The 506-nt window shown below is 69.0% G+C and carries 1 protein-coding gene; it reads right to left on the reverse strand.

From position 1 onward, the window contains the following. Nucleotides 1–506 (reverse strand): phage portal protein (locus ACTIF2_RS27740; protein ID WP_439500360.1); only part of this gene is annotated, 506 nt, incomplete at both ends.

The following is a 506-nucleotide window of genomic DNA, read 5'->3' on the forward strand; positions in this document are numbered from 1 at the left end:
GGCACCAGCCGCAGCGCCGTCTCCTGATCCTCGGAGAACCAGGCCGCAAAAGACGCCGCGGTCCGCTGCACCAGCGGCAGCACGGTCAAGCGCCAGAAGGCGCGGTTGGCCTCCTGGTAATTGGCATAGGTCGCATCCCCCGGAATACCGATCAGCATGGGCGGCACGCCGAAGGCGAGCGCGATGTCGCGCGCCGCGCCGTTCTTCGCCGCGACGAAATCCATCTCGCGCGGGGAAAGCCCCATCGCCTTCCAGTCGAGCCCGCCTTCCAGCAACATCGGCCGTCCGGCCCGCGCCGGGCCGGAATAGCCCTCCTCCAGCTCGCACTTCAGCCGGCCATACTGGTCGGGCGTCAGGTTGCCGCCCTCCTTCGGCTGATAGACCAGCGCGCCGGAAGGCCGCGCCGAATTGTCGAGCAGCGCCTTGTTCCAGATCGCCGCCGCATTGGAGAGGTCGAGCGCCATGGACGCCGCCTCGAGCGGCGCAAAGCCGAGCTGGTCGTCGAG

The sequence above is a fragment of the Allobosea sp. genome (genome assembly GCF_051860145.1).
GTDB lineage: Bacteria > Pseudomonadota > Alphaproteobacteria > Rhizobiales > Beijerinckiaceae > Allobosea.